We start from the raw sequence: 23,655 nt of genomic DNA on the forward strand, positions 1-23,655 counted from the left end.
CGTGTGCACGGTGGCACACAGGAGCGGCGCCCCGTGCGGCCATGTCCGGGCGAGCGCAGGGAGTCGATGAGCGTGTACCACCACACGAACGCCACGCAGCGGGCGGCCGGCGGGGCCGCCGTACTCGACCGGCGCGGCGGCGACCACGAGGCGATCCTCTACCAGCGCTGCGACTACTGCGGCACGGCGATGTACCACCGCCTCCTGTGCCCGGTGTGCCGGGGCAGCGACCTGCGCACGGAGCGCGCCGAGGGCACCGGCACGGTCCGGCACTCGACGGTCGTGAACCGCAACACCCCGGGCGCGCGGAACGTGTCGATGGTCGAGATGGCCGAGGGATTCGTCGTGCGCGGCCGGGTCATCGGGCCGGCGATCGGCATCCACAGCGGGGACCGGGTGCGGCTGACGACCGCTCAGGACCCGGTGCGGGGCGAGCCGGTGTTCCAGCTGCTCGACGAGCCGTACCGGTCGTGGTAGCTGCTGCCGAGCACCTTCTTGAAAGTTTCAGAACTGGCCGGAAACCGTTGGCCGTTGATCCGAACAGCGTTCCCACAGCCAACCCATAGGACATGCTTCGCATCCTCAGTGACGTGCGAGGCACCCGGTTCCGACGGGACGCCCGCACTCCATGTGCGAGGAGGGAACTCCCTTGTCCCGTTCCCGGCGAATAGGTGTCACCGCCGTGGCCGCGCTCGCGGTCCTGGCGGGTTCACCGGGGTTGGCCGCGGCGCAAGACGCGCCGGCCACTGCGAACACGCTTCCGCCCGGCTGGCGCATATCCGGCCATGATCTGCTGTGGCGCGCGCCGCAGCCCGTGCCCATGGGTGACGCGCGCGTGGAGTTCCACGCGAACGGCCGCCTCCTGGGCGTGCCCCGACCGGCCGCCGACGGCCGTACCTTCAAGCTCCCCCTCGACGACGCCGCTCGGGCCGAGCAGCTCACGCGGCTCCAGGTGCAGGCGAGCGGGCGCCGGCTGGACGCCGAGGAGCCCGGGGCCGGTGCCTCCCTCGCCGCCCCGCAGGCCGCCCCCGCACCGCCGGCGAACCCGGTCGACCCCGGCAAGCCGGGCCCGTACCGCACGACGCGCGGCGAGTACTCCCTCCCCTCCGTCAAACTCCCCGGTTTCAAGGCGCCCGTGGAGATGCGGGGCCTGGTGATCGCGCCGAAGGGCGCGGCCGGGAAGCGTCCCGTGGCGCTGTTCCTGCACGGCCGCCACTCGACGTGCTTCAAGACGGGCGGCGGCGAGGAGTCCGTCACCGGTGACTGGCCCTGCGCCAAGGGCTTCAAGGAGATCCCCAGCTACCAGGGGTACGTGAAGGATCAGCAACTCCTCGCGTCCCAGGGCTATGTGACGGTCTCCATCTCCGCGAACGGCATCAACGGCCAGGACTGGGAGGCCGAGGACGCGGGCGCCCAGGCCCGATCGTCGCTGGTCCGCCGCCACCTGGCCCGCTGGGCCGACTGGGCCGCGAAGCCGTCGTCCGCCCCGCCGGTCGTCCGCAGCGCGCCGAAGACCGACCTGTCGAAGGTGCTGCTCGTCGGGCACTCGCGCGGCGGCGAGGGCGTCAACCGGGCGGCGATGGACAGCCTGTACCCGCCGCCGGCCGCCGAGGACGGGGCGCCCGGCAAGGCGCGCTGGCACGTCAGCGGCACGGTCCTGATCGGACCGACGATCTTCGGCCAGAACCCGGTCGCCGACGTCCCGTCCGCGACGATCCTGCCGGGCTGCGACGGCGACGTCTCCGACCTCCAGGGCGAGGTGTACGTCGACGGCACGCGCGCCGTCAGCAACGGCAAGGCGCTGCACAGCGCGGTGTACGTGGTCGGCGCCAACCACAACTTCTTCAACACGGAGTGGACCCCCGGCAAGGCACAGGCCCCCGCCTGGGACGACTTCTACGACGACCCCGACCAGCGTGACCCGGTCTGCGCCCCCGGCAAGGCGACCCGCCTGACCGCCGACCAGCAGCACCAGGCGGGCGCGGTCTACATCGCCGCCGCCGCGCGGCTGTTCGTCGCCGGGGACGACCGGGTCCGCCCGCTCCTCGACGGCACGAACGTGCGCGCCGCCTCCGCCGGGAAGGCGCAGGTCCTCACGCACGCCGTCGGCGCGAACCGGGGTGCCGGTTTCCTGCCGGACGGTTCGGTGAGCGTGTCCGGCGCGCGGCTGTGCGACGCGGTCACGCCCGACGCGAAGAAGGGCTGCGGGCTCGACCGGGCCAAGGGCTCCTCGCCGCACTTCGCGCAGTGGGACACCGAGCGGGAGAGCGGCCGCCGCGCGGTCGCCGTCTCCTGGACCAAGCCGGGTACGGCCGCGCGGGTCACCCCCGCGAAGCCGCTGTCGCTGGCCGGTTCCTCGGCCGTGGCCCTGCGCGTCTTCGTCCCGCCGAACACCAGGGGCACGAAGCTCGACGTCACCCTCGTCGACTCCAAGAACCGCCGGGCCAAGCTGGGCCAGGTCACCGTGGACGGGCTGCCGGGTTCCTCCGCCACCGCCTCCTACTGGGCGCGTGAGGTGCGGGTCCCGCTGAAGACGGCGAAGACCTTCGACCTGAAGCGGGTCAAGTCCCTGGAGATCACGCCGCGTTCGGCGTCGGGCAAGGCGTGGCTGATGGACGCCTGGGGCTGGCGTGCCGGTACCCCCGCCGCCCGGGCCGCCGCGCTGCCGCGTGTCGACGTCGGCCGGCTCAGCGTCCTGGAGGGCGACTCCGGGACGCGCACCTACCGGGTGCCGGTCAAGGTGTCCGGGAAGGGCAGCGGGCAGGTCCGCTACTACGTCATCGACCCGAAGACCGGTAAGTCCACGGACAAGGTGGTGACCGTCCGGCCGGGCTCGAACGCCATCGACGTACCGGTGAAGGTCAAGGGCGACACCGAGTTCGGGAACGACCAGCAGCAGGACATCGTCGTGAAGGCGGTGCACGGCGCGGTCGTCGGGAAGTACCGGGGCGGGGTCACCGCGAAGAACGACGACCCGGAGCCGAAGGCGACGCTGGTGCCGGTGGCCGACAAGGTCACCGAGGGCGGGACGCTGCTGTGGCGGGTCACGCAGTCGCAGACGGCCGCCGTCGACATCTGGCACCCGATCCGGCTCGTGCCGGTCACCGAGGGCACCGAACTGTCCACGAAGGACGTCGATCCGCAGTGGCTGGAGGACTACTCGGGCCAGAAGCCGGACCCGGAGCGGGCCCTGTCCAAGGCGGACGTCTGGGCGTGGGTGATCGTCGAGGCCGGCAAGACCACGGCGGACTTCGACGTGCGGACCGTCAAGGACTCGGTGACCGAGCCGGTCGAGTCGGTGCGCGCGGTCCAGACCGACATGGACGGCAAGGAACTGCCGGGCACGACGCCGGTCGTGGGGACGGTGACGGACGCGTCCTGACGCCGGTCAGGGGACGAGGGGTACGGGCCACCTGGCTCGTACCCCTCATCTCATGTCAGCGTGATGCGGATCCCGACCGTGCCGTCGAGCCCGCGCCGCATCTTGCTCCCGAGCAGGGTGAGCCGCCCGAGGATCCCGTACTTCCGGGCGATCAGCGTCCGGTAGCGGGCCGTCGTCTGCGCGTCGCAGATCTCCGCCGTGCCCGGCACCGGGTCACCCGTGGGGTTGCCCCGGGCGTCGCAGGGGCCGACCAGCACGTCCCCGCGCGCCCTGATCCGCTTGACCTTCCAGGAGTCGGCCGCCGACCAGGCGCCGAGCGCGTCGCCGTCGCGCACCACCCACACCGGTGTCGGGACACCGGTGCCGTTCTTCCGGTAGCTGGTGATGAGCAGGTACTTTCCCGCGGCCAGATCCTGTGTCATGCCCGCAGTCTAGGCAGTCACCAGCGCGGCAGCCGCAGTTCGTACTCCGGCTGGAAGTTGCGGATGTAGCCGGTGTCGTCGCGGCCCTTCATCCCGGAGTCGAGGTAGCGGCGGTGCAGGCGCTCCAGGACGTCGTGGTCGAGGTCGACGCCGAGGCCGGGCCCGGTCGGGACCTTCACCTCGCCGTCCTCGATCGTCAGCGGGCCCCCGACGATCACCTCGTCGCCGCTGTTCCACGGGTAGTGGGTGTCGCAGGAGTGGTCGAGGTTGGGGATCGCGGCGGCGACGTGGGTCATCGCGGCGAGGCTGATGCCGAGGTGGGAGTTGGAGTGCATGGACAGCTTGATCCCGAACGCCTCGCAGACGGCGGCGAGTTCACGGGTGCGGCGCAGGCCGCCCCAGTAGTGATGGTCCGTCAGGAGGACCTGGATCGCGCCCTGTTCGATCGCCGGCTTGAGGTGTTCCCAGGCGATCACGCACATGTTGGTGGCGAGCGGCATCGGCGCGGTCCTCGCGACCTCGGCCATGCCCTCGATGCCCCGGGTGGGGTCCTCCAAGTACTCCAGGACGCCGTCGAGTTGCTCGGCGACGTACCGCGAGGTCTCCACGGTCCAGGCGACGTTGGGGTCCAGGCGCAGCGGCCGGCCGGGGAACGCCTCGGCCAGTGCGCGGATCGCGGCGATCTCCTCGTCGGGCGGGAAGACGCCGCCCTTCAGCTTGAACGACTTGAATCCGTACCGCTCCTGCATGAGCCGGGCCTGTTCGACGATCCCGGCGGGGTCGAGGGCGGCGCCCCAGTCGTCGGTGATCGCGGGCCGGCCGTCCAGCTCGGGGTGTTCGGCCCACTTGTAGAACAGGTACGCCGCGAACGGCACGGAGTCGCGGACCTTGCCGCCGAGGAGGTCGCTGACCGGGCGGCCGAGGATCTTGCCCTGGGCGTCGAGGCAGGCGACCTCCACGGCGGAGTGGGTCCAGCCGCGCTCGTGCGAGGAGGGCACCGTGGGAACCAGCGCGGCGTCGATGGCCCGGCTGATCGCGGTCGCGTCGAAGACGTCCATGCCGACGACGGCCTTCGCGGCGATCTGAAGTCGCTCCAGGCGTACGGTGCCGCCGGGGGACTCGCCGAGGCCCACCGTGCCGTCCTCCAGGACGAGTTGGAGGATGATGCGCAGGGCCAGCGGCTCGTGGCAGCCGTTGGAGTTGAGGAGCGGCGGGTCGGAGAACGCGATCGGGGTGATGATCAGTTCGCGGATGCGGGTGGCGCTCATGCGGCGACGGTCTCCAGTCCGTGGTCGAGGAGTTTCGCGAGCCTGTCGAGGTGGTCGGGGGCCGGGTCGACGAGGGGGGCGCGGACGCCTCCGACGTCCAGGCCACGCAGCCGGACCCCGGCCTTGACCAGGGCGACAGCGTATCCGGGTACCTCGTCGCGCAGGGCGACGAGGGGGGCGTAGAACTCGTCGAGGAGGGTGTCGACGAGGCCGGTGTCCCCTGTGGCGAGCGCCCGGTGGAAGGCGAGGGCGATCTCGGGGGCGAAGGCGAAGACGGCCGAGGAGTAGAGGTCGACGCCGATACCCTGGTAGGCGGGGGCGGTCATCTCGGCGGTGGGCAGCCCGTTGAAGAACTGGAACTCCGGCTGCCGCGCGCGGACTCGGCGCACGATGCGGTGCAGGCGCTCCAGATCACCGAGGCCGTCCTTGAGGCCGACGACATTCGGCAGCGCGGCGATCTCGGCGGCCGTGTCCTCGCCGAGCCGGGCCGTCCCGCGCTGGTAGAAGATCGCCGGGAGGCCGGTGGCGGCGGTGACCTCGGCGGCGTACCGGACCAGGCCCCGCTGGGGTGCGGTGACCAGGTACGGCGGGAGCAGCAGGATGCCGTCGGCGCCCGCGCGGGCGGCGCGTACGGCGTGGTCGCGGGCGACCGGGGTGGGTCCGCCGGCCGCCGCGAGGACCGGGACGCGTCCGGCGGTGGTCTTGACGGCGACCTGGGTGGCGCGTTCGACCTCGTCCGGGGTGAGGGCGTGGAACTCGCCGGTCCCGCAGGCGACGAAGACACCGCCCGCGCCCGCCCTGACACCGTTGTCGATGTGCTGGGCGAGCAGGTCCTCGTCCAGGTCGCCGTCCTTGTCGAACGGGGTGACCGGGAAGAACAGCACTCCGTGGAACTTCATGTCTTCTCTCAGTGGGGGTGTCGAGATCAGCCCTTGGTGGCACCGGCCGCGATGCCGGTGACCAGCGAGCGCTGGAGGAGCAGGTAGACGATCAGGCTGGGGACCAGGGCGATGACCGCGCCGGCCAGCAGGACGCCGGAGCCGACCTCGGGGTCCGTGCGCAGGACCGACAGGGCGACGGTGACCGTGTAGTCGGTGGGGTCCTTGGAGGCGATGAGGGGCAGCAGGTACTGGTCCCAGATCATCACGAAGCCGAGGACGCCCGCGACGCCGAGGGCCGGCTTGCACAGCGGGAGGATGACCTGCCACAACATGCGGAACTCGCCGACGCCGTCCAGGCGGGCGGCCTCCTCGATCTCGACGGGGATGTCCTTCATGAACTCCGTCAGCAGCATGATCGAGAAGCCCCAGGCGCCGAGCGGCAGGATGACGCCGAACGCGGTGCCCTTCAGGTCGAGGCCGAGGACCGGTACGTGGCCGAGGACCAGGGAGAGGGGGATCGCGATGACCTCCTCGGGCAGCATCATCGTCAGCATGAAGAGCGTGAGGACGATCGCCTGCCCCCGGAACTTGTGCCGGGCGAGCGCGTAGGCGGCCAGCACCGAGACGGCGAGCTGGAGGAGGAGCGCGCCGCCCGCGATGACCAGGGAGTTGGTGAAGTAGTCCCAGATGCTGCGCTCGCCGGCGACCTTGAAGTTGAGCAGGGTGGGGTGGTGCGGGAGGAACGACAGGTCGGAGCCGCTGGGGTTCTTGCTGAATGCCCCGGCGAAGATGGTCAGGAAGGGCGCGGCGAAGACGCCGAGCGCGATCAGGCAGAGCAGGATCCGCAGCGCCCAGGCGACGCCGGGCCGGTCGCTCCAGCCGAGCGCGGTGTCGAAGCGGGCCGGGGTGGTGCTAGCGGCCTTGGCGGTACGGCTGCGCGCGGGGGCCTGGGGCGCGCGGACGGGGTCGATGGCTGGTGCGCTCATCGGGCGTCTCCCCTCTTGCGGAAGTAGTTGACCGTGACGGTCAGCAGGAGCGTCACGCCCAGGAGGACCACGGAGGCCGCGGAGGCGCCGCCGATGTCGTTGCGGGTGAAGCCGAGCGTGTAGGCGCGGGTCATCCACACGTCGGTGGAGCCGGCCGGGCCGCCGCCGGTGAGGACGTACACCTCGGTGAAGACGCGCAGGCCGCGGATGGCGGCGAGGGTGAGGACGATGCCGATGGCGGGGCGGATCGCGGGGAGCGTGATGTGGCGCAGGCGCTGCCACAGGGAGACGCCGTCCATCGCGGCGGCCTCGTACAGCGAGCGGTCCACGCCCGCGAGGCCGGCCAGGATGATCACCATGTTGTAGGGGGCGCTCATCCAGATGCCCATGGCCATCGTCGACCACAGCGCGGTGCCGGGGTTGTCGAGGAACTGCGTCGGACCGAGGCCGAGGAAGCTCAGGCCGTGGTTGATGAGGCCGTCCGAGGTCGGGTAGTACAGCAGCCGCCACAGCTCGCCGACGACCGCGGTCGCGGTGACGACCGGCAGGAAGACAGCCGTCCGGACGATCTTCAGCGACCGGCTCTGCCCCTCCAGGAGCAGCGCGAGCACGAAGCCGACGAGGATGCCGCCCAGGGACATCCCGATGCCGAGGACCAGGGTGTGTCCCACGGCGTCCTGGAAGCGGTGGTCGCTCAGGACGCGGGTGTAGTTGTCCAGGCCGACCCACTGGTCGCCCAGGAACGGGCGCACCTTGAAGAAGCTGAGCCAGATGCCCTTGGCCATGGGCCAGAACTTGAAGACGAGGGCCAGGAGCAGGCCGGGGGCGAGGAACACCCACGGCAGGACGCTCCTCTTGCTGATCCCCCGGGCGCGGCGCACCGGGGTCGGGGTGGTCGCGGTCATTTCAGCAGGTCCTGGTCCTTGAGGTCACCGGCGAGGGTCTCGTTCAGCTCCTTGAGGCTGGAGCGGACGCTGCCTCCGCAGTAGGTGAAGATCGAGTTCAGCGCGTCGGCGGTGTCCTGGCGGAACGGCGCCCAGTCGAGGGCGTTCGGGAACTGCACCGAGGCGTCCTCGTACGCCTTCTGTACGACGCCCCAGCGCGGGTCGTCGTGCACGGTCGCCGCGCTCAGCGTGGAGTTCACCGGGATGCGGACGACGGGCTGGTGGTCGCCGGTCATGGCGAGCCGCTGCCCTTCCGGCGAGATCAGGAACGCGGCGAGGGCCTCTTCCTGCTTCGCCTTGCCGGTCTTGGCGCCGAAGTAGACGTTCTCGCCGTCGGCCAGGACGTCGTTGTTGCCGGCGGGTCCCGCGGGCGCCGGGACGACCTCGTACTTGTCCTTGCCGAGGGCGGTGTCGAACGTCGCGATGTTGTACGGGCCGGTGAGGTACATACCGGCGTTGCCGTCCTGGAAGTTGCTGGCGTTGCCGGTGATCGCGGTGATCGCGCCGGGCTGGATGACACCGTTGTCTTCCGTGCAGAACAGGTTCTTCTTCAGCCAGGTGACCGCGTTCACGGCCGCGTCCGACGTCATCACGGGCTGGTAGCCGCCGGTCTTCGTGGGCTCGATGATGCGGGCGCCGGACTGCCACAGGAAGCTCGCGGCCCACCAGGCGACGTAGCCGTTCTGGGCGCTGCCCGGGACGACCATGCCGTACGTGTCCTTCTTGCCGTCGCCGTCCGGGTCCTTGTCCGCGAACGCCTTCGCCAGGGTCAGCAGTTCGGCCCAGGTCTTCGGGACGGGCAGGCCGAGCTTCTCGCGCCAGTCCTTCCTGATGAACAGGGTGAACGCCTGGCGGGAGTAGGGGATGCCGTAGTGCGTGCCGTCGAGGCCGACCGTCGACGCCCAGGTCTTGGCGTCGATCTGGCCGCTGCCCGCGATCGACGCCGGGTCGATCGGCTTCAGGAGGCCCTGGCTCTGGTAGCTGCCCATCAGCGCCGTGTCGTTGATCATGACGTCGGGGAGGTCCTTGGTGGACGCGCGGGCCTGGAGCTGCTGGTCGAAGTTGACGACCGGCTGGTAGTCGACCTTGATGCCGGTCTTCTTCGTGAACGCGGCGAACACGCGTTTGTAGGTCTCCGCGGAGTCCGGGTTGCTGCGGGTCCAGACCTCCAGGGTGTTCGGGCCGGTCGCTCCGCTGGATCCGCCGCCGCACGCGGTGACCCCGAACAACAGTGCCGTGGCACCGAGGCCGGCGACCAGGCGACGACTTCGTCGGCGATCCACCATGGGCACTCTCCGTTCATATCCGTGAACTCGCTTCACGAATCTAAATTAGGGGCTCAAGCTACGAATGGTTTCGGCCGCATGTCAAGACATGACGGGGAGGTTGCGCCGACTCGACCAGCCGGACCCGCGCCCCCGAAAAAGGCGGCTGCGCCGCCGCCCCCTCGTACAGGAGGATGGGAGCGTGATCGAGATCGCCTGTGATGAGTCCGGGGCCGATGGGGAGAATCTCGTCGGGGGGAACACGCTGTTCTTCGCTCACGGCAGCGTGGATGTCTCTGTGGAGTTCGCCGGCTCGGTCATTTCCGAGATCCGGGAGCGGATTCGGTCGCCCGCCGAGGAGTACAAGGCGAATCATCTGCTGCGGGAGAAGCACCGGGCCGTGCTGGAGTGGCTGCTCGGGGCGTTGCGCGGGCGGGCTCATGTGGAGTTGGTGCGCAAGGAATCGTTCCTGGTGGGACGGGTGGTGGAGGTACTGGGCGGAGAGGGAGCGCCGAGCGGGGAGGGGGTGCCGGAGGAGGTCTGGGGGGCGTTTGTGCGCGCGGGCAATCGGTTGCTCCGGGTGCGGGCCGAGGTCGATTCCGGGGTGCTCGTCGAGGAATTCTTCGGCAGCCTCGACGCGCTGCGGAGTGCCGTCGCCGGGACCGAGGCGGGGGAAATGCTCGCGCGGCTCTCGGGGCGGCGGGAAAGGGCCTTCGCCTATCGCGCCTCGATACCGACGCTGATCCCCGTTCTCGACCCCCTCTTCCCCACGATCGTCGACACCGCCGCCCACTGGTCCTCCCCCGGCACACCCGTCCACCTCGTCCACGACCGGCAGACCCTGCTCACGCCGGCCCGCGTCGAGTGGATCCGGCAGCGGGCCGAGGCGCGCGGCGTGACGCTGGCCGGCCTGCGGCTCGTACAGGCCCGTTCGGATCCCCGCGTCCAGCTCGCGGACTTCCTCGCCGGGATCGCCCGCAAGATCGCCGGGGACGAGGCGACCGGCGTCGGGGATCCGGTGCTCGGCGAGCTGCTGCGGCCGTACCTGGAAGCGGGGGCGCTGCGCGGGGACGGCGCCCGGAAGGGCTGACGCCGCGCGGGCGCCGGCACCGCAGGGTCGCTCCCCGAGGTACTACGCCTCCAGGACACCTCACCGACCCGCCGCCTCCGAACCCCCCTCAGCCCCGCCCCGCCGGGAACAACGCCCCGAAGAACCCGGTCACTTGAGGTGAACACCCGTACGGTCGCGTTCGTATGAACAGTGGGCGCTCCACGACCACGGCGCCCCGCGGCGCCCCGCGTCGCGTGTTCGGGTTCGGGAGCCAGGTATGAGGCACGTACGACGACGCACCGTCCGGCGAGTGACACGGCTGGCGGCCGTCGGCGGGGTCCTCCTGGGAGGGGTCATGGTCGCGCAGGCGGCGATGGCGGGTGAGACGCCGAACTCGTCGGCGCTGGTGCGCAGTTCGGCGGACACGGCGGGCCGGACGGGGACGGAGCTGACGAAGAGCCTCGGCACCGCGCGGACGGCGGGGAGCTGGATCGGCGCGGACGGCAGGCCGGTTGTCGCGGTCACCGACGACAGCGCGGCGGACCAGGTCCGCAAGGCGGGTGCCGAGCCGAAGATGGTCGGCCACAGCATGAACGAACTCAAGGCGGCCACCACGACGCTGAAGGACGCGCCCCGGGTCGCGGGCACGGCCTGGTCGGTGGACTACCGGACGAACAAGGTGGTCGTCCAGGCGGACAGCACGGTCTCCGCCGAGGACTGGTCGCGGATGACGAAGGTCGCGACCGGCATCGGCAGCTTCGTCCAGATGGAGCGCACGAAGGGGAAGTTCACCACCCGGATCAACGGCGCGCTGCCCATCCTGTCGACGAGCGGCCGGTGTTCGGCCGGGTTCAACGTGACGAACGGGCAGCAGGACTTCATCCTGACCGCCGGGCACTGCGGGCCGAACGGTTCGATCTGGTTCGGCAACGACCAGGCGTCGCAGGAGATCGGCCAGACCGTCGACTCCTCGTTCCCGGGCGGCGACTACTCGCTGATCCAGTACGCGAACGGCAAGGCGGGCGAGGGCGCCGACATCGTGGCGATCGGCAACGGCAACGGCGTCAAGATCACCGGCTTCGCGGACCCGGTCGTGGGCCAGCGGGTGTTCCGCAGCGGCAGCACGACGGGCCTGCGCGACGGCCAGGTCACGTCGCTGAACTCGACCGTCAACTACCCGGAGGGCACGGTCACCGGCCTGATCGAGACGAACGTCTGCGCGGAGCCCGGCGACAGCGGCGGCCCGATGTTCTCGGAGGGCATCGCGCTCGGGGTCACCTCGGGCGGCAGCGGTGACTGCACGGCGGGCGGCACGACGTTCTTCCAGCCGGTGTCGGCGGCGCTGGCGGCGACCAAGATGCAGCTGATCGTGGCCGCGCAGGCGGACGGCGCCCAGCAGGGCGGCGCCGCGCCGAACCCCGCCGCCACGCAAGCGGCGGTCGCTCCCGGCAAGGCGGCGCCGGGTTCGACGGCTCCGGTCGGCGGCACGTCCCTGGCCTCGAAGCTGGCCAACCCGCTGGCCATCGGCCCCGGTCTGCTGATCATCGCGGCGAGCATGGGGGCGCTGTTCTTCACGCGCTACCTGCGCGAGGAGCGGGACCGCAAGGAGTACCAGCGGTACTACGCGGCGAACTGGAGCTGAGGGACACGAACAAGGGCACCCACCGGTCGGCGGGTGCCCCAAGAGGTAAGGGAGGCCGGGGAGTTCAGGCCGCGTGGTCCGAACGGTGGGAAACCGCGGCCCACTCCGTCACCAGCCGCTGATACTCCTCGCGCTGGTCCCCGCGCAGAATCCCGCCCGACCGGAGCCACAGGGCCCTGATCTCCTCGTTGACCTCCGCGGCCGATCGCTCGGTAAGGGGTTCAACAGTGATGGACATGGTGTGAATCTTACGGCGCCGGGGGTGAAGACCGCGTGAGTTAATAGGTTTCATTCCGGGCATATCGGACCGTGTTACTGATCACGTCAACTGCCCGGAACAAAAAGGCGATCCCCCCTCAAAGCGAGACCCGCCGGCGAGACCCGTCAGGTGCCGGGCTTGCGCCCGTAGACGAAGACGTCGTCCCCGTTCCTCAGCAGCGACCAGTACTTCTTCGCCGCCGCGGTGGTCATGTTGACGCAGCCGTGCGACCCCGGCGGGTTCCACACGCTGATCCCCACGGAGTGGAACGCCTGGCCGCCGTCGAAGAACTGGCTGTAGGGCATCGGCACGTTGTAGATCGTCGACACGTGGTCGATATGCCGCCAGTAGATCTTCTTCAGCCCCGTACGCGTCTCGAAGCCGTCCCGCCCGCTGCGCACCGGCACCGGCCCGTACACCAGCTTCTTGCCGTCCTGGATCCAGCTGAGCTGGAGCGTCAGGTTCACGCAGGCGATCCGGCCCTTGTTCGTCGGGCACTTGCCGTCCTTGTTGGGGTTGCTCCCCACGGCCTTCTGCTTGTTCATGAGGTCCATCACGCCCCAGGTGACCGGACCCGCGTACCCGATGTTCGGGGTGATGCCGTGCTTGTTCTGGAACGCCTGGATCGCCTTGCAGTCCGCACTGGACTGCTTCCCGTCCACCGGCCGCCCCAGGAACTTCTCCACCTGCTTCTGGTACGGCCCCGCCGACGCCGTACAGCTCGCCGCCTGCGCCGTGCCGGCCCCGAGCGCGATCGTGAGCGGTGCCAGAAGCCCCGTGACCCCCGCCACGACCGCGGCTCGTCTGCGTATGTCCCCCATGCCTGCCTCCCTCGGGATGTTCCTCGCCTGTCTAGACCCGTGCTCGGACACGTCGGTTGTACCCCACATGGCCCTGTGACAGAACAGTGAACTTTCCCTCAGTCGGTCACGGGATCACCGATATCCGGACACGTCCGCCGGTTTCCCCGCGTCCTGGACTTCCACCAGGTAGCGCCAGGCGTCGGGGCGGCTGCCGTCGAGGTCCGTGAAGCCGTACTCCTGGGCCAGGCCGCCGCTGGAGAGGGACCGGCCGTTGAAGCGGGCGACGTCGGGGTCGGCGGCCAGGGCCGCGACCGCGCGGCCGACGTAGCGGGTCGTCTCGGAGATCGCGAAGTGCGGGACCTTCTCCAGCGCGTCACGCCAGTTGTCCTCGCGGACGCCGTAGTGCTCCAGCATGAGCTCGGAGCGCATCCAGCCGGGGGTGAGGACCAGGCCCGTCGCGCCGTGCGGGGCGAGTTCGTGGCCGAGCGCGAACCCCATGCGCAGGACGGCCGCCTTGGCGAGGTCGTAGAAGTAGTTGAGGCGGTAGTTGTCGCGGTTGTACTCGGCGGTGCCGTCGGTCATCTCGACGACCAGACCGCCGGGCCGGCGCAGCAGGAGCGGGAGGGCGTGGTGGGAGGTGATCGCGTGCGTGTCGATCGCCAGCCGCAGCGTCCGCAGCCCGTTGTCCAGGTCGTGCTCCCAGACCGGCGTGTCCCACTCGACGATGTTCTCGGCGCCCCAGATGTCGTTGACCAGGACGTCCAGGCGGCCCTGTTCGGCGTCGACGCGCTCGACGAGCGTCTTCACCTGGGCGGGGACCAGATGGTCGGTGGGGACGGCGATCCCCCGGCCGCCCGCCTCCGTGACGAGGTCGGCGGTGTCCTCGATGGTCTCGGGACGGTCGTACTCGGAGCGCTGGGTGCGGGTGGTGCGGCCGGTGACGTACACGGTGGCTCCGGCGGCACCGAGTTCTACGGCGATCCCGCGGCCGGCGCCGCGGGTGGCGCCGGCGACGAGGGCGACCTTGCCGTGGAGGGGCTTGTCGTCGGGCTGAGGGGTGTCCGGGTTCTCGTTCTTGCTCATGTGCACGAGGATTCCCGGGAAACCGGACACCTTCTGTCGCCTATTCAAGCGACCTCAGATCTTTCAGTGCCCCCGCGCGATCCACTCCTCCAGGTGCGGCGCCTCCGCCCCGATCGTCGACTCGTCCCCGTGCCCGGTCAGCACCCGCGTCTCGCCGGGGAGTTCCAGGAGCCGGTCACGGATCGAGTCGATGATCGTCGGGAAGTGGGAGAAGGAGCGCCCCGTGGCCCCGGGCCCGCCCGCGAACAGCGTGTCGCCCGTGAAGACGGCGCCGAGGGCGGGGTCGTACAGGCACACCGCGCCCGGTGCGTGCCCCGGCGTGTGGAGGACCCGCAGATCCGCTCCGGCGGCCTCGATGACCTGTCCGTCGGCGAGGTGCTCGTCGGGGTCGCGGTCGGGGTGCGCGAGCTTCCACAGGGGAAGGTCGTCGGGGTGCAGCCAGATCCGCGCCCCGGTCAGCTCGGCGAGCGCGGGGGCCGCGTTGACGTGGTCGTTGTGGGCGTGGGTGCAGATGATCGCGGTCAGCCGCCGGTCGCCGACCGCGTCGGCGATGGCCTGTGCGTCGTGCGCGGCGTCGATGACGATCACTTCATGGTCGTCGCCGACGATCCAGACGTTGTTGTCGACGTCCCAGGTGCCCCCGTCGAGGGTGAACTGCCCGGAGGTGACGAGTCGTTCGATGCGCGCGGCCATCAGAGGACCACCACCGAGCGCAGGACGTCGCCCTGGTGCATCCGCTCGAACGCCTTCTCCACCTCGTCGAGTTGGATGGTCTCGGTGACGAACGCGTCGAGGGGGAGCCTGCCTTGGAGGTGCAGGTCGATGAGCATCGGGAAGTCCCGGGAGGGCAGGCAGTCCCCGTACCAGGACGACTTGAGCGAGCCGCCCCGCCCGAAGACGTCCAGGAGCGGGAGTTCGAGCTTCATCTCCGGTGTGGGGACGCCGACGAGGACGACCGTCCCGGCCAGGTCCCGGGCGTAGAAAGCCTGTTTGTACGTCTCCGGCCGGCCGACCGCGTCGATGACGACGTCCGCGCCGAACCCTCCGGTCAGCTCCTGGATCGCCGTCACGGCGTCCGTCTCGCGGGAGTTGACGGTGTGCGTGGCCCCCAGCTCGCGGGCCTTGGCGAGCTTGCGCTCGTCGATGTCCACGGCGATGATCCGCCCGGCACCGGCCAGCGCCGACCCGGCGACCGCCGCGTCCCCGACCCCGCCGCAGCCGATGACGGCGACGCTGTCACCGCGCCCGACGCCACCGGTGTTGATCGCGGCGCCGATCCCGGCCATCACGCCGCAGCCGAGGAGTCCGGCGACGGCCGGGGACACGGACGGGTCGACCTTCGTGCACTGCCCGGCGGCGACGAGCGTCTTCTCCGCGAACGCGCCGATGCCGAGCGCCGGGGACAGCTCCTGACCCGTCGAGGCGAGGGTCATCTTCTGCTTGGCGTTGTGCGTGTTGAAGCAGTACTGCGGCCGACCCCGCAGACAGGCCCGGCAGTTCCCGCACACCGCACGCCAGTTGAGGATCACGAAGTCACCCGGAGCGACGTCGGTCACCCCCTCGCCGACGGACTCGACGACACCTGCCGCCTCGTGCCCGAGGAGGAAGGGGAACTCGTCGTTGATGCCGCCCTGCTTGTAGTGCAGGTCGGTGTGACAGACCCCGCACGCCTGGATCCGGACGACGGCCTCACCGGGACCGGGGTCCGGGACGACGATCGTCTCGACCCGTACCGGCTCGTCCTTCCCCGGCGCGATGACTCCACGTACTTCCTGTGGCATGGTGCTGACCCTTTCTTTACGTCCCGCATCCGACCCTACGCGGAAGTGATCACCCTCGGGGTCACATCCGGTCGGCCGTAGCCTGGTGATGCATCCCACGAACCGAGGAGAGACGTGCAGCAGACCACTCCCCCCTGGCGTCTCCTCCTCGGGTACGTCCGTCCGCATCGCTGGACTCTGTTCGCCGGAGCGATTCTCTCGCTGCTGACCGGCGCCGCGGGCCTCCTCCTCCCGCTGGTGGCACGGGAGTTGATAGCCGACCTGTCCAACGACCGTGCGATCACGGGCGCGTTGGCGCTCATGACGGGCCTCGTGGTCCTCAACGCCGTGCTGGGCGGCCTGGGTTCGTTCGTGCTGCGGCGCACCGCCGAGTCCGTGGTGCTCGGCGCGCGCAAGGCGCTGTCGTCGTACCTGCTGCGGCTGCGGATCACGGCCGTCGACCGGACCGAGCCGGGCGATCTGATGGCGCGGATCACCTCCGACACGACGCTGCTGCGGGAGGTGACGACGGACTCGCTGGTCGGCCTCGGGACGGGCGGGCTGACGCTGGTGGCAACGGTCGTGATGATGGGGTTCGTCGATCCGGTGCTGCTGGCGGTGACGCTCGGGGTGGTGGTGTGCACGGCGCTGGTGATCGGGCTGATCGTGCCGCGCATCAACCGGGCGAGCCGTCGCGCGCAGGACGCGGTCGGGGTGATGGGTGCCTCGCTGGAGCGGGTGCTCGGCGCGCTGCGGACGGTGAAGGCGTCGGGGGCCGAGCACCGTGAGGAGAAGGCGTTGCACGCGGCGGCCGAGGAGTCGTGGCGGCAGAGCGTGCGGGCCGCGATGTGGTCGGCGGCGGCCGGGAACACGGCGGGGCTCGCGATCCAGGTCGCGTTCATCACGGTCCTCGCGGTGGGCGGGGCGCGGGTGGCGACGGGGGCGATCGGGATCGGGACGCTGGTGGCGTTCCTGCTGTACGTGTTCTATCTGATGTCGCCGATCCAGCAGTTGGTGGGCGCGGTCGCCCAGTACCAGACGGGTGCGGCGGCGCTGACGCGGATCCAGGAGGCGCTGGCCCTGCCCGCCGAGCCGTCGGCCCGTCCGGCCCCGCTCCCCTCCTCCGACGCCGAACCGGCCTCGGTGACCTTCACGGACGTCCGCTTCCGGTACGCCGACGACCTGCCGTTCGTGCACCACGGGGTGACGTTCTCGGTGCCGCCCCGGGGCATGACGGCGTTCGTGGGTCCGTCGGGCGCGGGCAAGACGACGGTGTTCTCGCTGATCGAGCGGTTCTACGACCCCGAGGAGGGCGTCGTCACGGTGGACGGGCGTCCGCTCGGTGACTGGGATCTGCCCGGACTCCGGTCGGCCATCGGGTACGTGGAGCAGGACGCGCCGGTCCTGTCGGGGTCCCTGCTGGACAACCTGCTGCTCGGCAACCCGGACGCGGACGAGGCGGCCGTCCAACGGGTCCTGAAGACAACGCGGTTGGACGGGCTGGTGGAGCGGCTCCCGCAGGGGCTGGAGACGTTGGTGGGGCACCGGGGGACCAAGTTGTCCGGGGGTGAGCGCCAACGGGTCGCCATCGCGCGGGCGTTGCTGCGGCGGCCCCGGCTGCTGATGCTGGACGAGGCGACGTCCCAGCTGGACGCGGTGAACGAGGCGGCGCTGCGGGACACGGTCGCGGACGTGGCGCGTTCGACGACGGTTCTGGTGGTCGCGCACCGGCTGTCGACGGTGACGATGGCGGACCGGATCGTCGTGATGGACGCGGGGCGGGTGCGGGCGGTGGGTACGCACCGTGAACTCGTGGACGGGGACCCGCTGTACGCGGAGTTGGCGGCGACGCAGTTCTTGGCGGCGGGGGATTCACCGGCGCAATCGGTGAACTAGCCGAGCCTGCGCAGGCGTTCGGCGTCGGAGGTGCGCGGGCAGGTGCCGCATGCCTCGGCCGGGCGTACCGCGTAGAACATGCAGCATCCGGCGCGGGTGCGAGTCGGGTGGCAACTGCCGTCGGCGGCGGTCAGGTTGCGGAATCCGGCGCCTGCCGGGAAGCGGCCGACGGGGCCGGGGAGGATCTCGCTCGCGGCGCGGATGCCGTCGTCCTCGCGGTCCAACACCCGTCCCAGGTACCAGAGTCCGGAGACCAGGTCGTCGCCGACCATCCCCCACAGGGCCCGCGAACCGCGCCGGGTGAGCGGGGCGAACGCGGCCAGCACCGGTTCCATGTGGGTGGTGAGGGCGTCGAGGAGGCTGCCGGGGGCGTCCGAGCCGGCCGGTCGTACCCGGTAGGAGGCGGTGGTGAGGTCGGCGCGGATGTCCTGGGGGCGGATCAGCGGGACCCGGCGTTCGAGGAACCAAGGGCCGCTCATCAGCAGCGCGGCGGACCAGGCGTAGTCGTGGAGGGCGCGGGAGGCGGCGACGTGGCGGGGGACGGTGACGCCGTAGCGGTCGTGGATGCGGGCGGCCTCGGCGTCGACGAAGGCGGCGGTGTCGGTGAGGAGGTCGGTGCCGGCGGGGTCGTCGGGGGTGATCCGGACGTCGAGGACGTCGCAGAGGGCGGTGAGGCGGTGCAGGACCTCGGCGACGGGCATGCGGTGCTCCACGGGGACGATTTTTCCGGCTGGGGGTGTTCCCAACCGCGACGTAGGGTGTGAAGATCGCAAGAAAGATCACAGTGATTCCACAGGCGGTTGAAAACTAAAGGAAGCCTAACCTAAGCTCACCGCTCGTGACTGCGACTCTTCGGGGCACACCACCCACCGGTGTGCCCTCCCGTGCCTTTCGGCACATGTCCCTGTTCCTCCTGGGAACCGCCGCGTTGGTGCTGTGCACCGCGCTGAGCCTCGCGCTCGGCGCCCGCTCCGTTCCTCTGTCGACGGTGGCGGACGCGCTGTTCCGCGACGCGCACGGCCGTGACGCGCTGGTCGTGACGGGCCTGCGCCTGCCGCGCACGGTGATCGGCCTGTTCGTCGGCGCCGCGCTCGGCGTCGCCGGCGCGGTCGCACAGGGCATCACCCGCAACCCCCTCGCCTCGCCGACAACCCTCGGCATCAACGCGGGCGCCGGGTTCGCCGTCGTGGTCGCGATCTACGCCCTCGGGCTCGACGACCCTGTCGAATACGTCTGGTTCGCCTTCGCCGGCGCCGCCGCGGCCGCCCTCTTCGCGCAGGCCCTGGCCCGCCGCTCGGGCGACATCGACCCCGTACGCCTGGCACTTGGCGGCACGGTCCTCCAACTCGTGCTGATCTCCTGGACGTCGGCGGTCATGCTCCTCAACCAGCGCACCCTGGACGAGGCCCGCTTCTGGCTGGCCGGCTCGCTCGCGGAGCGCCCGCTGTCCGCGCTGTGGCAGGTGCTGCCGACGCTGGTTCTCGGCCTGGTCGTCGCCCTCGCGGTCTCCCCGGCGCTCAACACCCTCGCGCTGGGCGACGATTCGGCGGCGGCGCTCGGCGTCCCGGTCGGCAAGGTGCGGCTCGCGGGCGGCATCGCGGTCGTGCTGCTCGCGGGGTCCTCGGTCGCCGTGGCGGGCCCGCTCGCGTTCATCGGACTGGCCGCGCCCCACCTCGTCCGCCCCTTCCTCGGCGGCGACCACCGCCTCCTGGTGCCCGGCTGCCTCCTCGCGGGCCCGATCCTGCTGCTCTCCGCCGACATCCTGGGCCGTCTGGTGATCCGCCCCTCGGAGCTCGAAGTCGGCATCGTCACCGCCTTCCTGGGCGCCCCGCTGCTGGCCTTCCTCGCCCGGAAGGTGGCCCGATGAGCGCCTACCGCAGCCGCGTCCTGCTCTTCGCGGGCACCGGCCTCGCCACCCTCCTCGTCCTGCTGACCATCTCGCTGACCACCGGCACGATGTCGATCCCGGCCGGTACGGCGCTGCGCGCGCTGGTCGGGCTCGGGGACTCCGGGGACGTCCTGGTCGTCCAGGAGTTCCGGGCGCCCCGCGCGTTCGCGGCGATCGTCGCGGGTGCCGGGCTCGGCGCGGCCGGGTGCGTGCTGCAACGCCTCTTCCGCAACCCGCTCGCCTCCCCGGACGTCATGGGCGTCACGGGCGGCGCGTCCCTCGGCGCGGTGTCGCTGCTCGCGGCCGGTGCCACGCAGACCCTGATCCCGCTGGGCGCGCTCGGCGGCGGCCTCCTCGCCGCGCTCCTGCTGGGCGTCTTCAGCTGGGGTTCCGTCTCGGTGACCCGCCTGGTCCTCACCGGGCTCGCCGTGCAGGCGGCGCTCGCGGCGGCCGTCAACCTGATGATCGTCCGCTTCCCGGCGGAGCTGGCCGGCTCGGCGCTCCAGTGGACGACCGGCTCGGTGTACGGGCGGACGTGGACCGAGGTGTGGGGCGGTACGGCCGCGATGGTCCTCGCGCTCGCCGTGGCCCTGGTGATGAACCGGCGGCTCGCGGTCCTCGACCTCGGGGACGACTCGGCGGGCGCGCTCGGCCTCAACACCTCCCGGGCCCGCCTCCAACTCCTCGTCCTCGCCGTCGTATTGGCATCCCTCGCCGCCGCACTCGCCGGGCCCGTGACCTTCGTCGCGCTCGCCGTCCCGCACATCGTGCGCTTCCTGACGGGACCTCCCACGGCCGTGACGCTCGCGCTCGCCGCGCTCACCGGCGCCGTCCTGCTGCTCGCCTCCGACCTCGTCGTCCAGCACCTCCTGCCGGTCGAGGGGCTGCCCGTCGGCGCGGTCACCGCGACCCTGGGGGCGCCCTGGCTGCTGGTGCTGATGCTCCGCCAGTCCTCGCCCGTGAACGTGAAGAGGAACTCCTGATGACCAACCAGCTCACCACCGAGGGCCTCGCACTGCGCTACGGCGACCGGACGATCGTCGACGGCCTCGACCTGACGATCCCCGGCGGGGCGGTCACGGCGATCGTCGGCCCCAACGCCTGCGGGAAATCAACCCTGTTGAGGGGGCTGAGCCGCCTCCTGGCGCCCGCCGCCGGCACGGTCACGCTCGACGGTTCCGACATCCACCGCATGGACGCGCGGACCCTGGCCCGCCGGATGGGCCTGCTCCCGCAGCAGCCGGTCACGCCCGAGGCGATCACCGTCGAGGCGCTCGTCCGGCTCGGCCGGTACCCGCACCAGCGGCTGCTGAGCCCCTGGTCGGCCGCCGACCAGAAGGCCGTGGACGAGGCTCTGGAGCGGACCGGCACGACGCCGCTGCGTGACCGGGCCGTCGACCGGCTCTCCGGCGGCCAGCGTCAACGCGCCTGGATCGCGCTGGCGTTGGCCCAGGACACGGAGCTGCTCCTGCTGGACGAGCCGACGACCTTCCTCGACCTGCGCCACCAGCTCGACGTCCTCGACCTGGTCGCCGACCTGCACGCGGACGCCGGGCGGACCGTCGTCATGGTCCTGCACGACCTCGGGCAGGCCGCCCGGTACGCCGACCACATGGTCGTCCTCAAGGACGGCCGCCTGGCCGCCGCCGGGGCGCCGTCCGACGTGCTCGACGCGGACCTCGTGAAGTCCGTGTTCGACGTCGACTGCCGGATCGTCCCCGATCCGGAGACCGGCACCCCGCTGGTCATTCCCAAGAGCAGCGCGGCGCGGCACGCCGCCCGCGACTGAACCCTTCTACAGGAAAGTTCAACCCCCCATGTTCACCATGCGCTCCTCCCTGCGCGGAATCGGCCGCCTCAAGGCCGTTCCGGTCGCTGTCGTCCTCGGCGCGGTCGTCCTGACCGGCTGCGGCAGCAGTGACAGCGGAAACGATTCCCCCAAGGCCGACGCCTCTGCCGCCGCCGACTCCGCGGGCTTCCCCCGGACCGTCAGGACCGCCATGGGCGAGGTCAAGATCCCGTCCAAGCCGAAGCGGGTCGTCGTCCTCGACACGGGCGAGCTGGACGACGTCACGCTCCTCGGCCTCGACCCCGTCGGGGCCGTGCCGCCGCACTTCAAGACCGAGGGCGGCTTCCCGACGTACCTCAAGGGCGAGTTGGGCGGGACCCAGGACGTCGGGCCGCTGCTCGAACCCAACCTGGAGAAGATCGCCTCCCTCAAGCCCGACCTCATCCTGTCGTCCAAGGTCCGGCACGAGAAGATCTACGACAAGTTGAGCGCCATCGCGCCGACCGTGTTCACGGAGACCACCGGCGGGGTCTGGAAGCAGAACCTCGCCGTGCACGCGCAGGCGTTGGGCCTTGAGTCCGAGGCCGCCGCCGCGCTGAAGAAGTACGAGACGCAGGCCGCCGCCCTCGGCGCGGAGATCAAGAAGAAGGACGGCGGGACCATGCCCGTCGCTTCCGTGGTGCGGTTCATCGCCGGGCCCACGCGGCTCTACCAGTCCAACTCCTACAGCGGGATCGTCCTGAACGACATCGGGTTCCGGCGGCCCGCCTCCCAGATGTCGAACGACCCCAAGGTGACGATGAAGGACGTCAGCCCCGAGCAGATCGACCAGGCCGACGCCGACCTGATCTTCGTGACGACCGCCGACACCCCGGACAAGACCCAGGAGAAGCAGGTCACGTCCAACCCCGTGTGGAAGGACCTGCCGGCCGTCAAGGGCGGCAAGGTGTTCAACGTCCCGGACGAGACGTGGATGTCCGGCATCGGCGTCCAGGCCGCCGAGCAGATGCTCAAGGACGTGGCCAAGGCCACCGGGGTCACGCTGCCGGCCGCGCAGTAGCAAGTGATTCCGACGGCTGTGGGGCGACTGCGGGTCCGTTCGGGCTGGTCGCGCAGTTCCCCGCGCCCCCAGGTTTCTCCACTCCCCCACGTCTTCAGCGGAAGCCCCCCACTCATGCGCCTGTACCTCCTCGCTCTCAACCCCACCGATTCCGTCACCGATGGATTCCTGCCCGCTGCCGCTCGGCTCGGCATAGAGGTGACGATCCTTACCGATCAACCCCAGTCCTACGCCGGACCGGAGGTACTGGCGTGTGACGTACGGGATTTCCGCGAGGTCGTCTCGCGGATCTCCCGGCATCACCGGCCCGACGGGATCTTCACCAACAGCGATCACCTTCAGGTCCAAGCCGCCCTCGCCGCCTCCTACTTCGGGCTCCCCGGGAAGGACTGGCGGGCCGCGTTGCGGTGCAAGGACAAGGCGGAGATGCGACGGCAGCTGGCGGCGCACGGTGTCGACGCCGTCTGGTCCGCGGAGATCTCCGCGCCGGTCGCTCTGGACGCGCCCTATCCCTGCGTGGTCAAGCCGCGTGAAGGGGTCGCCAGCGAAGATGTCGTCCTGGTCGGTGGTCCGGAAGAGCTGGTGGCCCGGTCCGAGGAGATCTTCGCCCGGCGGCCGGGGGGTGTGCTGGTCGTCGAGGAGTACCTTCCCGGCGAGCTGTACACCCTGGAGACGCTCGGGGACGGGCATGTCCTGCATGTGCTGGGCGGGTTCCACACCGAGGTCTCGCCGCCGCCGTTCTTCATCGAGGAGCGGATGACGTTCGTCGCGGAGCATCCCGCGCCGGTCGTCGAGCAGGTGCTTGCCCAACTGGACGCCCTGGGTGTCGGGTTCGGGATATGCCACACCGAGTTCGTCGTGCACGAGGGGCGCGCTCGGATCATCGAGGTCAACTACCGGGCCATCGGCGATCAGTGTGATCTGCTGCTGGCCCGGCTGTTGGGCGTGCCCCTGTTCGAGCACGTCCTTCAGGTGCATCTGGGGGCCGCTCTGCCCGGCGACCTCGGCGTCCGGCGTGACGGTGCCGCTCGGCTCGACTACCCCTGCGCGGATCGGGGAGGCGCGCTCGTCTCGGCCCCCGAGGCCGCCGAACTCGATGTGGACGGCGTGCACTTGGCGTACCGCCCGCTGCGGGCCGTCGGCTCGACGCACCCCCTGTACCGGACCAACCGGGACTATCTGGGGGTCCTCCGGGCCACCGGGACCGACCAGGCGACCGTGGACCGTGCGGCGGCGGAGTTCCTGGCCGCTCAGCGCTGGGAGATCGAGGCGTGAG

The 23,655-nt window shown here is 70.9% G+C and carries 22 protein-coding genes; 10 read left to right on the forward strand and 12 right to left on the reverse strand.

The features are described from left to right. The first annotated feature begins 72 nt into the window (after window positions 1-72). Window positions 73-477: a Zn-ribbon domain-containing OB-fold protein gene (locus ACLZOT_RS12680; protein WP_416969066.1), complete on the forward strand. Its 405-nt coding sequence runs from the start codon at window positions 73-75 to the stop codon at window positions 475-477. 151 nt (window positions 478-628) lie between these two features. Beyond that, a complete protein-coding gene (locus ACLZOT_RS12685; RefSeq protein ID WP_416968928.1) occupies window positions 629-3,382 on the forward strand; it encodes a hypothetical protein in 2,754 nt (917 codons plus the stop codon). 50 nt (window positions 3,383-3,432) lie between these two features. Here ACLZOT_RS12685 and ACLZOT_RS12690 read toward each other — a convergent pair whose 3' ends face one another. The 6 genes from ACLZOT_RS12690 to ACLZOT_RS12715 are packed head-to-tail and all read right to left on the reverse strand — an operon-like array spanning window position 3,433 to window position 9,169. Continuing rightward, window positions 3,433-3,804: a PPOX class F420-dependent oxidoreductase gene (locus ACLZOT_RS12690; RefSeq protein WP_416968929.1), complete on the reverse strand. Its 372-nt coding sequence runs from the start codon at window positions 3,802-3,804 to the stop codon at window positions 3,433-3,435. A 17-nt stretch (window positions 3,805-3,821) separates the two neighbouring features. After that, complete coding sequence (locus tag ACLZOT_RS12695; RefSeq protein WP_416968930.1) at window positions 3,822-5,072, reverse strand: glucarate dehydratase family protein; 1,251 nt, start codon at window positions 5,070-5,072, stop codon at window positions 3,822-3,824. Then, window positions 5,069-5,971, reverse strand: coding sequence for a 5-dehydro-4-deoxyglucarate dehydratase (locus ACLZOT_RS12700; RefSeq protein ID WP_416968931.1), 903 nt, complete (start codon window positions 5,969-5,971; stop codon window positions 5,069-5,071). The genes ACLZOT_RS12695 and ACLZOT_RS12700 overlap by 4 nt, the downstream gene beginning before the upstream one ends. Before the next feature lie 26 nt (window positions 5,972-5,997). Beyond that, window positions 5,998-6,939, reverse strand: coding sequence for a carbohydrate ABC transporter permease (locus ACLZOT_RS12705; RefSeq protein ID WP_416968932.1), 942 nt, complete (start codon window positions 6,937-6,939; stop codon window positions 5,998-6,000). After that, window positions 6,936-7,844 carry a carbohydrate ABC transporter permease gene (locus tag ACLZOT_RS12710; protein WP_416968933.1) on the reverse strand — a complete coding sequence of 303 codons (909 nt, stop codon included), beginning with the start codon at window positions 7,842-7,844 and terminating at the stop codon, window positions 6,936-6,938. Before ACLZOT_RS12710 ends, ACLZOT_RS12705 begins: the two co-directional genes overlap by 4 nt. Further along, window positions 7,841-9,169: a sugar ABC transporter substrate-binding protein gene (locus ACLZOT_RS12715; RefSeq protein WP_416968934.1), complete on the reverse strand. Its 1,329-nt coding sequence runs from the start codon at window positions 9,167-9,169 to the stop codon at window positions 7,841-7,843. The genes ACLZOT_RS12710 and ACLZOT_RS12715 overlap by 4 nt, the downstream gene beginning before the upstream one ends. A 181-nt stretch (window positions 9,170-9,350) precedes the next feature. Between ACLZOT_RS12715 and ACLZOT_RS12720 the strand changes: the two genes are divergently transcribed. Continuing rightward, window positions 9,351-10,238 (forward strand): hypothetical protein, encoded by an 888-nt coding sequence (locus tag ACLZOT_RS12720; protein WP_416968935.1) that lies wholly within the window; start codon window positions 9,351-9,353, stop codon window positions 10,236-10,238. A 271-nt stretch (window positions 10,239-10,509) separates the two neighbouring features. Next, window positions 10,510-11,841 carry a S1 family peptidase gene (locus ACLZOT_RS12725; RefSeq protein ID WP_416968936.1) on the forward strand — a complete coding sequence of 444 codons (1,332 nt, stop codon included), beginning with the start codon at window positions 10,510-10,512 and terminating at the stop codon, window positions 11,839-11,841. Window positions 11,842-11,905: 64 nt separating this feature from the next. Here the strand turns inward: ACLZOT_RS12725 and ACLZOT_RS12730 are convergent, their stop codons facing one another. The 5 genes from ACLZOT_RS12730 to ACLZOT_RS12750 all read right to left on the reverse strand — a co-directional run bounded on the left by ACLZOT_RS12730 (window position 11,906) and on the right by ACLZOT_RS12750 (window position 15,767). Continuing rightward, entirely contained in the window at window positions 11,906-12,079 is a 174-nt protein-coding gene (locus ACLZOT_RS12730; RefSeq protein ID WP_416968937.1) for a hypothetical protein, read from the reverse strand. 146 nt (window positions 12,080-12,225) lie between these two features. Continuing rightward, on the reverse strand, window positions 12,226-12,921 hold the full coding sequence (locus tag ACLZOT_RS12735; protein ID WP_416968938.1) for a L,D-transpeptidase family protein: 696 nt from the start codon (window positions 12,919-12,921) through the stop codon (window positions 12,226-12,228). Between the two features lie 114 nt (window positions 12,922-13,035). After that, window positions 13,036-13,986 carry an SDR family oxidoreductase gene (locus ACLZOT_RS12740; protein ID WP_416968939.1) on the reverse strand — a complete coding sequence of 317 codons (951 nt, stop codon included), beginning with the start codon at window positions 13,984-13,986 and terminating at the stop codon, window positions 13,036-13,038. A 63-nt stretch (window positions 13,987-14,049) separates the two neighbouring features. Then, a complete protein-coding gene (locus ACLZOT_RS12745) occupies window positions 14,050-14,679 on the reverse strand; it encodes an MBL fold metallo-hydrolase (protein WP_416968940.1) in 630 nt (209 codons plus the stop codon). Further along, window positions 14,679-15,767, reverse strand: coding sequence for an S-(hydroxymethyl)mycothiol dehydrogenase (locus tag ACLZOT_RS12750; RefSeq protein ID WP_416968941.1), 1,089 nt, complete (start codon window positions 15,765-15,767; stop codon window positions 14,679-14,681). Before ACLZOT_RS12750 ends, ACLZOT_RS12745 begins: the two co-directional genes overlap by 1 nt. A gap of 114 nt (window positions 15,768-15,881) precedes the next feature. Between ACLZOT_RS12750 and ACLZOT_RS12755 the strand changes: the two genes are divergently transcribed. Then, the gene (locus tag ACLZOT_RS12755) at window positions 15,882-17,642 is read left to right on the forward strand and encodes an ABC transporter ATP-binding protein (protein ID WP_416968942.1); all 1,761 of its coding nucleotides are present in this window, start codon (window positions 15,882-15,884) and stop codon (window positions 17,640-17,642) included. Here the strand turns inward: ACLZOT_RS12755 and ACLZOT_RS12760 are convergent. Further along, on the reverse strand, window positions 17,639-18,343 hold the full coding sequence (locus ACLZOT_RS12760; protein ID WP_416968943.1) for a (2Fe-2S)-binding protein: 705 nt from the start codon (window positions 18,341-18,343) through the stop codon (window positions 17,639-17,641). The genes ACLZOT_RS12755 and ACLZOT_RS12760 overlap by 4 nt on opposite strands. A 197-nt stretch (window positions 18,344-18,540) precedes the next feature. Here ACLZOT_RS12760 and ACLZOT_RS12765 point away from each other — a divergent pair, with 197 nt between their 5' ends. From ACLZOT_RS12765 to ACLZOT_RS12785, 5 genes are all read left to right on the forward strand, one after another. Then, entirely contained in the window at window positions 18,541-19,509 is a 969-nt protein-coding gene (locus ACLZOT_RS12765; protein WP_416968944.1) for a FecCD family ABC transporter permease, read from the forward strand. Continuing rightward, complete coding sequence (locus tag ACLZOT_RS12770) at window positions 19,506-20,513, forward strand: FecCD family ABC transporter permease (RefSeq protein WP_416968945.1); 1,008 nt, start codon at window positions 19,506-19,508, stop codon at window positions 20,511-20,513. Before ACLZOT_RS12765 ends, ACLZOT_RS12770 begins: the two co-directional genes overlap by 4 nt. Beyond that, entirely contained in the window at window positions 20,513-21,319 is an 807-nt protein-coding gene (locus tag ACLZOT_RS12775; RefSeq protein WP_416968946.1) for an ABC transporter ATP-binding protein, read from the forward strand. The genes ACLZOT_RS12770 and ACLZOT_RS12775 overlap by 1 nt, the downstream gene beginning before the upstream one ends. Window positions 21,320-21,347: 28 nt before the next feature. After that, window positions 21,348-22,379 carry an ABC transporter substrate-binding protein gene (locus tag ACLZOT_RS12780; protein ID WP_416968947.1) on the forward strand — a complete coding sequence of 344 codons (1,032 nt, stop codon included), beginning with the start codon at window positions 21,348-21,350 and terminating at the stop codon, window positions 22,377-22,379. A gap of 114 nt (window positions 22,380-22,493) precedes the next feature. Then, window positions 22,494-23,654, forward strand: a complete 1,161-nt coding sequence (locus ACLZOT_RS12785; protein ID WP_416968948.1) for an ATP-grasp domain-containing protein — start codon at window positions 22,494-22,496, stop codon at window positions 23,652-23,654. The last annotated feature ends 1 nt before the right edge of the window (window position 23,655 follow it).

Origin of the sequence: Streptomyces sp. 4F14 (assembly GCF_048159485.1) — a bacterium.
Taxonomy (GTDB): domain Bacteria; phylum Actinomycetota; class Actinomycetes; order Streptomycetales; family Streptomycetaceae; genus Streptomyces.

Coding starts and splice junctions, on each gene's coding strand:
- ACLZOT_RS12745 (WP_416968940.1), bottom strand. CDS start 14,679: ATGGCCGCGCGCATCGAACGACTCGTCACCTCCGGGCAGTTCACCCTC.
- ACLZOT_RS12700 (WP_416968931.1), bottom strand. CDS start 5,971: ATGAAGTTCCACGGAGTGCTGTTCTTCCCGGTCACCCCGTTCGACAAG.
- ACLZOT_RS12770 (WP_416968945.1), top strand. CDS start 19,506: ATGAGCGCCTACCGCAGCCGCGTCCTGCTCTTCGCGGGCACCGGCCTC.
- ACLZOT_RS12705 (WP_416968932.1), bottom strand. CDS start 6,939: ATGAGCGCACCAGCCATCGACCCCGTCCGCGCGCCCCAGGCCCCCGCG.
- ACLZOT_RS12685 (WP_416968928.1), top strand. CDS start 629: ATGTGCGAGGAGGGAACTCCCTTGTCCCGTTCCCGGCGAATAGGTGTC.
- ACLZOT_RS12690 (WP_416968929.1), bottom strand. CDS start 3,804: ATGACACAGGATCTGGCCGCGGGAAAGTACCTGCTCATCACCAGCTAC.
- ACLZOT_RS12765 (WP_416968944.1), top strand. CDS start 18,541: ATGTCCCTGTTCCTCCTGGGAACCGCCGCGTTGGTGCTGTGCACCGCG.
- ACLZOT_RS12780 (WP_416968947.1), top strand. CDS start 21,348: ATGTTCACCATGCGCTCCTCCCTGCGCGGAATCGGCCGCCTCAAGGCC.
- ACLZOT_RS12715 (WP_416968934.1), bottom strand. CDS start 9,169: ATGGTGGATCGCCGACGAAGTCGTCGCCTGGTCGCCGGCCTCGGTGCC.
- ACLZOT_RS12750 (WP_416968941.1), bottom strand. CDS start 15,767: ATGCCACAGGAAGTACGTGGAGTCATCGCGCCGGGGAAGGACGAGCCG.
- ACLZOT_RS12775 (WP_416968946.1), top strand. CDS start 20,513: ATGACCAACCAGCTCACCACCGAGGGCCTCGCACTGCGCTACGGCGAC.
- ACLZOT_RS12730 (WP_416968937.1), bottom strand. CDS start 12,079: ATGTCCATCACTGTTGAACCCCTTACCGAGCGATCGGCCGCGGAGGTC.
- ACLZOT_RS12695 (WP_416968930.1), bottom strand. CDS start 5,072: ATGAGCGCCACCCGCATCCGCGAACTGATCATCACCCCGATCGCGTTC.
- ACLZOT_RS12735 (WP_416968938.1), bottom strand. CDS start 12,921: ATGGGGGACATACGCAGACGAGCCGCGGTCGTGGCGGGGGTCACGGGG.
- ACLZOT_RS12785 (WP_416968948.1), top strand. CDS start 22,494: ATGCGCCTGTACCTCCTCGCTCTCAACCCCACCGATTCCGTCACCGAT.
- ACLZOT_RS12760 (WP_416968943.1), bottom strand. CDS start 18,343: ATGCCCGTCGCCGAGGTCCTGCACCGCCTCACCGCCCTCTGCGACGTC.
- ACLZOT_RS12710 (WP_416968933.1), bottom strand. CDS start 7,844: ATGACCGCGACCACCCCGACCCCGGTGCGCCGCGCCCGGGGGATCAGC.
- ACLZOT_RS12740 (WP_416968939.1), bottom strand. CDS start 13,986: ATGAGCAAGAACGAGAACCCGGACACCCCTCAGCCCGACGACAAGCCC.